The 6,052-nt window shown below is 75.0% G+C and carries 6 protein-coding genes; 2 read left to right on the top strand and 4 right to left on the bottom strand.

Annotated elements, in window-relative coordinates:
• Window positions 1-92: 92 nt before the first annotated feature.
• From AB0J08_RS28775 to AB0J08_RS28765, 3 genes are read right to left on the bottom strand one after another with little or no spacing between them, the layout of a single operon-like run.
• Entirely contained in the window at window positions 93-1,034 is a 942-nt protein-coding gene (locus tag AB0J08_RS28775) for an NADPH:quinone oxidoreductase family protein (protein ID WP_360640560.1), read from the bottom strand.
• Complete coding sequence (locus AB0J08_RS28770) at window positions 1,031-1,837, bottom strand: SDR family oxidoreductase (protein ID WP_360640557.1); 807 nt, start codon at window positions 1,835-1,837, stop codon at window positions 1,031-1,033. The genes AB0J08_RS28775 and AB0J08_RS28770 overlap by 4 nt, the downstream gene beginning before the upstream one ends.
• A gap of 5 nt (window positions 1,838-1,842) precedes the next feature.
• Window positions 1,843-2,601, bottom strand: a complete 759-nt coding sequence (locus AB0J08_RS28765; RefSeq protein ID WP_360640554.1) for an SDR family oxidoreductase — start codon at window positions 2,599-2,601, stop codon at window positions 1,843-1,845.
• 197 nt (window positions 2,602-2,798) lie between these two features.
• Between AB0J08_RS28765 and AB0J08_RS28760 the strand changes: the two genes are divergently transcribed.
• The gene (locus AB0J08_RS28760) at window positions 2,799-3,431 is read left to right on the top strand and encodes a TetR/AcrR family transcriptional regulator (protein WP_360640551.1); all 633 of its coding nucleotides are present in this window, start codon (window positions 2,799-2,801) and stop codon (window positions 3,429-3,431) included.
• 9 nt (window positions 3,432-3,440) lie between these two features.
• Here the strand turns inward: AB0J08_RS28760 and AB0J08_RS28755 are convergent, their stop codons facing one another.
• On the bottom strand, window positions 3,441-4,286 hold the full coding sequence (locus AB0J08_RS28755; protein ID WP_360640548.1) for a methyltransferase domain-containing protein: 846 nt from the start codon (window positions 4,284-4,286) through the stop codon (window positions 3,441-3,443).
• A gap of 339 nt (window positions 4,287-4,625) precedes the next feature.
• On the opposite strand from AB0J08_RS28755, the gene AB0J08_RS28750 reads away from it, so the two are divergent.
• Window positions 4,626-6,020 carry a hypothetical protein gene (locus AB0J08_RS28750; protein ID WP_360640545.1) on the top strand — a complete coding sequence of 465 codons (1,395 nt, stop codon included), beginning with the start codon at window positions 4,626-4,628 and terminating at the stop codon, window positions 6,018-6,020.
• The last annotated feature ends 32 nt before the right edge of the window (window positions 6,021-6,052 follow it).

Below are 6,052 nucleotides of genomic sequence, written 5' to 3'. Positions count from 1 at the left end.
GGGGCTGGGGGGGCGGGGGGGGGGCCGGGGGCGGGGCCCCCCCCCCCCCCCCCCCCCCCCACCCCCCCCCCCGCCGGGTCCGGGTGGCGGCGCTACTGCCCGAGGACCACCAGCCGCCCGGTGCTGCGGCCGTCCGCGACGCGTTGGACGGCCTCGGCCGCCCCGCTGAGCGGGAGGCGGGCGCTCACCAGTGGACGGACCACGCCGGCCTCGGCCAGCCGGGTCAGCTCCTCGTGGGCGGCCAGCACGGCCTGCGGGTCGCGGGTGTTGTAGAGACCCCAGTGCAGCCCGAGGATGCTGTAGTTCTTCACCAGCGCGTGGTTCAGCGCGGGCGCCGGGATCCGGCCCTCGAAGGCGACGCACCGGGTGGAGCCGGTGTAGGCCGCGCCGCCGACCGGGTCGAAGACCACGTCCGCGCCGCGGCCGCCGGTGGCCTCCTTGACCGCCGCGGTGAAGTCCTCGGCGGTCCGGTCCACCACCAGGTCGGCGCCGAGCTCGCGGGCGACGGCCGCTTTGTCGGTGCCGCCGACGACGGCGATCACCCGCGCGCCGGCCGCCCGGCCGAGCTGGACCGCCGCGCTGCCGACCCCGCCCGCCGCCGCGTGCACCAGCAGCGTCTCGCCGGCCCGCAGGCCGGCCCGCCGGTGCAGGGCGAACCACGCGGTCTGGTGGCCGATGTGCAGCGCGGCCGCCTCCGCGTCGTCCAGCACCCCCGGCGCCCGGAAGGCCGCCGCGGCGTCCAGCAGGGCGTACTCGGCGAAGGCGCCGCCGGGCAGCACCGGGGTGCCGATCACCCGCTCGCCCGCGCGCTCCCCGGCCACCACCTCGCCGCAGAGCTCGACGCCGGGGGTGAACGGCAGCGGCGGGCGGACCTGGTACTGGCCGCGCACCATCAGCGCGTCCGGGAAGTTGACCGCGGCGGCCCTGACCCGGACCAGCAGCTGGCCCGGCCCGGGGACCGGCCGCGGTACGTCCCCGGCCAGCCGCAGCACCGCGGCCGGCTCGCCCAACTCGGTGACCTGCCAGGCCCTCACAGCGCCTCGTTCCTTTCGAGCTCCCGCTGGAGCCGGTTCATCCCGCCGAGCCAGCGGTCCGGGTCGGTGGCCCGCACCGCGTAGTACTCGGCGACCTCGGGGTGCGGCAGGATCAGGAAGCGGTCCTCGCGCAGCCCGGCCAGCAGGGCGCCGGCGACGTCCGAGGGGTCCAGCGCGGTCGGCGCCAGCAGCGCCTCGCCGACCGCGCCGGTCGAGGCCAGCATGTCGGTGCGCACCCCCTGCGGGCAGAGCGCGTGCACCCGCACGCCCCGGTGGCGGTAGGTGGCGGCGAGCCACTCGGCGAAGGCGAGCGCGCCGTGCTTGGTGACGGCGTACGGGGCCGAGCCGAGCATGGTGAGGACTCCGGCGGCCGACACGGTGGCCACGAACCGCCCGCTGCCGCGCTCCAGCCAGCGGGGGAGCAGCAGGTCGGCCGCGCGGACGTGGGCGAGCACGTTGACCTCCCAGGCACTCGCCCAGGCGGCGGCCGGCGCGCCCGCCCCGCCGACCGGGGCGACGCCGGCGTTGGCGCACCAGACGTCGATGTCGCCGAGGACCGCGCGGGCCCGGTCGACCAGGGCGGCGACGCCCTCGGCCGAGGCCGCGTCGCCGGGGACGGCGGTGCCGCCGCACTCGGCCGCCACCGTCCGGGCGGCTGCGGCGTCGAGGTCGTTGACGACCACCCGGGCGCCGGCCGCCGCGAAGGCGCGGGCCAGCGCGGCGCCGATGCCCCGACCGGCGCCGGTGACCACCACGCCCTGGCCCGCGTACGCGCCGCCCCGGTCGCCGGGCCCGTTCGCCACGGCGCTCACATTCCGCCGCCGAGGGTGACGCCGCCGTCGACGACCAGGGTCTGGCCGGTGATCCAGGAGGCGTCCGAGGAGAGCAGGAAGGCGACCGCGCCCGCGACGTCCTCCGGTACGCCGAGGCGGCCCAGCGGGTACGCGGCGGCGACCTGCTCCTCGCGGCCTTCGTAGAGCGCCTCGGCGAACCTGGTCTTGACCACGGCCGGTGCCACGGCGTTCACCCGGATGCCCTGACCGCCGAGTTCGGCGGCCAGCTCGGTGGTGAGCCGGATCAGGGCGGCCTTGGAGACCCCGTACATGCCGATGCCGAGTGAGGCGCGGATGCCCGAGATGGAGGCGACGTTGACGACCGAGCCGCCGTGCTCGCCCATCCAGGCGGCGTGTGCCCGACGGGTCCAGGCCAGCGGGGCGAGCACGTTGACGGCGAGGATCTTCGCGGCGGCCGCCTCGTCGGTGTCCAGCACCGGGCCGAAGACCGGGTTGATGCCGGTGTTGTTGACCAGGTGGTCGAGCCGGCCGAAGGCCTCCATCGTGCGGGCCACCGCTTCGTCCTGGTGGGCCGGGTCGTCCGCCTTGCCCGCGACGCCGATGGCGACCTCGGGGCCGCCCAGGTCGCGGACGGCCTCGGCGAGCGGCTCGGGGGTGCGGGCGGTCAGGCAGACCCGGGCGCCGCGGGCGATCAGTTCGCGCGCGATCCCGAGGCCGATGCCCCGGCTGGATCCGGTGACGACGGCCACCTGGCCCTTGAAGGAGTGCACCACGGAGGGTCCTTTCGCGCGGTTCTGCGGGAGTTGTCCGGTACCGCGGTGTCGGCCGCCGGTCGGCCGCACGGCCCGGGCTCGTGACTAAGCGCTTGCTTAGCATGCTGTCGGTGCGGGACCCTGTCAACAGTCGGCCGGGCCCCTCCCCGGCCGGTACGGCCGGAATTCCGGTACGACTTGTCTGGGAGGATGGCGCCATGACCAGCACGCCCATCGCCGAGCTCTGGCCCACCCCGCCCGGCGTCGCCGATGCCCGCCCCGAGGCGGCGTTCCGGCTGCTCCGGGCCGCCGTCGAGTCGTTCGCGGAGCGCGGCTTCCACGCGACCACCACCCGGGACATCGCCACCGGCGCCGGCATGAGCCCGGCCGCGCTGTACATCCACTACCCGTCCAAGGCCGCCCTGCTGGCCGAGATCAGCCGGGCCGGCCACGCGGCCACCCTGGCGCTGGTCCGGGACGCGGTGGCGGGCGGGGGTGACCCGGTGGCCCGGATGCGGCGTCTGGTGGAGGAGTTCACGGCCTGGCACGCCCGGGCGCGGACGGTCGGCCGGGTGGTCAACTACGAGCTGCACGCCCTGCCGGCGGACGCCTACACGGTGGTCGCGGCCCTGCGGCTGGACATCGAGCGCGAGGTCAGCGCCCTCATCGAGGAGGGTGTCTCGGCCGGTGCCTTCCAGGTCGCCGAGGTCCGCACGGCGGCCCGCGCCGTCACCTCGCTGGGGATCGACGTGTCCCGCTGGTACACCGACCGCAGCAGCGAGACCCCGGAGGAACTCGGCCGCCGCTACGGCGAGTTGGTGCTGCGAATGCTGGGAGCGCAGGTCGGCTGAGGTGCGGGGCTACGGCTTGACGGCGGTGTGCACGTACCACTTCACGTAGTCCCGCACCTGGTACATCTCCACCACCGACCGCAGGCCGAGCCACTTCTCCGCCGGACCGAACAGGCGCAACAGCGCGTACGGCAGCCGGAAGTAGGCGTAGAGCGCGTCCGAGGTCGGGCGGTACCGGTCCGTGGCGTCCAGGGCCTCCTCGACCCGGAAGCCCGCCTCGGTGAGCAGCCGGCCCAGGCTGTCGGAGTCGTACCGCCTGGCCCCGGGGAAGACCATCGCGTCGAGGTACGGATCCAGCACCGCCCGGCCTTCGGGGCTGAGCTCCTCCGGCGGCGCGCCCACCGGGCCGAGCACCACCAGGCGGCCGCCCGGCCGCAGCACGCGGTGGAACTCCGCCAGCGCCCGCTCGGGGTCGTAGGCGTGCACCAGGGTCTCCATCGAGTACACGCCGTCGAAGGACCCGTCGGGGAACTCCAGGTCGTGGTAGTCCCCCCAGGAGAAACTGGTCCGTTCCTCCAGGGCCGCGCGGGCGCTGAGCCGGCGGGCCTCGCGGACGTGGAAGTCCAGCACGTCGATGCCGGTGACCCGCAGGCCGAACCGGGAGGCCATCTCCCGTGCCACCACCCCCGCACCGCAGCCGGCGTCCAGCACCCGCGACCCGGCGGGCAGCGCCAGCTTCCGGCCGAGGACGCCTTCGAGCCGGCGCTGCGCCTGCCAGCACCGCCACTTGGACTGGCCCGGCTCGGTCCAGCCCCAGTGCCGGGCGTTGCGGCAGACGAGCGTGTAGAAGAGCTTGCTCCCCGGCCGGCCGTAGACCCGCCGGAGCCCGGTGAGGTCGAGCTCGCCACTGACCATCTGAACCTGCCCGGTCTTCCGCTGCTCCGCGGCCCGCTGCTCCGAGCGGCCGCCGTCCCGCCCAAGCTACCGACGCGCCACGGCCCGCGCCGTCCGGTGCGTCCGCCCGGGTGTTCCCGGCCGGTCCGGGGGCCGGTGCCGGGCGCGGGCGGTTCCGGTCCGGGGGCCGGTGCGGGCGCCGACTTGCGGTCCGGTCCGGGCGCCGACCTGCGGTCCGGTCCGGGCCGGAGGAACCAGACCCTTGTGCCGGGCCGGGACATGCCAGATGATCACGAGGTTCGGCCATGATCCATTCACGGGTCGCGGCTCCGACGCGGTTCTCATCGACGGGGGTTGGCGATGTCCAAGCAGTCCACGCACAGCACACGGTCCGGGCCCGGGCCCGGGGCCGGGCCCGGCGGCGACGGTGAGCCGGTGCGCCGCCCGGGCCGGCGCGCCCTGCTCGCCGGGCTGACCGGAGCGGGCGCCGTGGCCGGCGGTCTGGCGCTCGGCGGCCACAGCGCCGTCGCCGCACCCGCCGCGGTGGCGGCCGGTGCCGGCGGGTACGTGGTCGACGTCGTCGCCAAGGGCGCCGACCCGACCGGCGCCACGCCGAGCGACGACGCGTTCCGGGACGCCGTGGCGGAGGTGCTCGGCGGTGCGCCGGAGACCGGGGTCACCCCGAAGAAGGTCCTGCTGATCCCGCCGGGCACCTACCTGCTCACCCAGCCCGACAGCCTGCTGCCGGCCACCCAGAACACCGACCGCGCGACGCAGAGCGTCATCGACGGCATCTCGATCACCGGATTCGGCAAGCGCCTCTCCCGCATCGTGTACGCGCCGACGGCCCGCGACACCGTGCTCTGGCGGAACATGGACCGCTACCGGAACATCCGGATCAGCGGCCTGACCTTCGAGAGCCGGGACGCCACCGCGACCTTCAACTACTCGTTCTCCTCCAAGACCTTCGGCGTGCAGGACACCTGGTACACCGACGTCGACTGGCGCGGTGCCTGGAAGGCCGGCATCGTCCTCGACGGCCCCGGGTCCGAGTCCAATCTCAACAGCGAGATGGGCTGGGACCACTGCCAGATCGGCGGCTCCTACGCGGACGCGTTCCTGGTGATGGGAGGGATCCCCACCGAGCAGCAGCAGGACCAGTTCCTCAACTTCTCGTTCCGCGACTGCAAGGTGGAGTTCCAGTCGGGCATCTTCGTGCGCAACGAGCGCGGCGGCTCGATGAACTTCATCGGCGGGTCGTACATCCTCGTCGACGCCAAGTCGACCGGCACCTTCTTCAAGCTGGGCGCCAACTCGCCGCGCGCCGACTCGGTCATGCGCCTGTACGCGCAGGGCATCCGCTTCGAGATCCGGGGCGTCGGCCACAAGGTGATCGACTCCGCCTGGTACAAGGGCACCATCACCTTCGTCTCCTGCGACGACACGGCGCGCGCGTTCGAGCCCTGGGCCCTGACCGACAAGGCCGTGCCCCACGTGTACCGCTTCGACGCCGTCAACCCCTCGCGCGGACCGGTGATCCGCTACCAGGACTGCGCCCTGCTGGGCTCGCACCAGGTGACCTCCGGCACCGCGACCACCGCCGGAAAGCTGCTGTACGACGGCAGCCGGTTCGCCACCAAGGAGGAGGGCACCGGGAGCACCGGCTTCCTGCGGTGGACCGGCCCCGCGCCCTGGTACGAGTTCCGCGACTGCCTGGTGAAGGCGGTGCGGCTGCCCGACGCCAAGGGGTCGTAGCCGGCCGGGGCGGTGGGGTCGCGACCTTCCCG

It is taken from the genome of Kitasatospora sp. NPDC050463 (assembly GCF_040655255.1).
Taxonomy (GTDB): Bacteria; Actinomycetota; Actinomycetes; order Streptomycetales; family Streptomycetaceae; genus Kitasatospora.
Note: the sequence above shows the minus strand (reverse complement) of the source record. Positions and strands in the feature narration are given on the sequence as shown.

What these genes read in the sequence shown, in the direction of transcription:
- AB0J08_RS28760 (WP_360640551.1), top strand. Translation starts at nt 2,799, where the DNA reads ATGACCAGCACGCCCATCGCCGAGCTCTGGCCCACCCCGCCCGGCGTC.
- AB0J08_RS28755 (WP_360640548.1), bottom strand. Translation starts at nt 4,286, where the DNA reads ATGGTCAGTGGCGAGCTCGACCTCACCGGGCTCCGGCGGGTCTACGGC.
- AB0J08_RS28750 (WP_360640545.1), top strand. Translation starts at nt 4,626, where the DNA reads ATGTCCAAGCAGTCCACGCACAGCACACGGTCCGGGCCCGGGCCCGGG.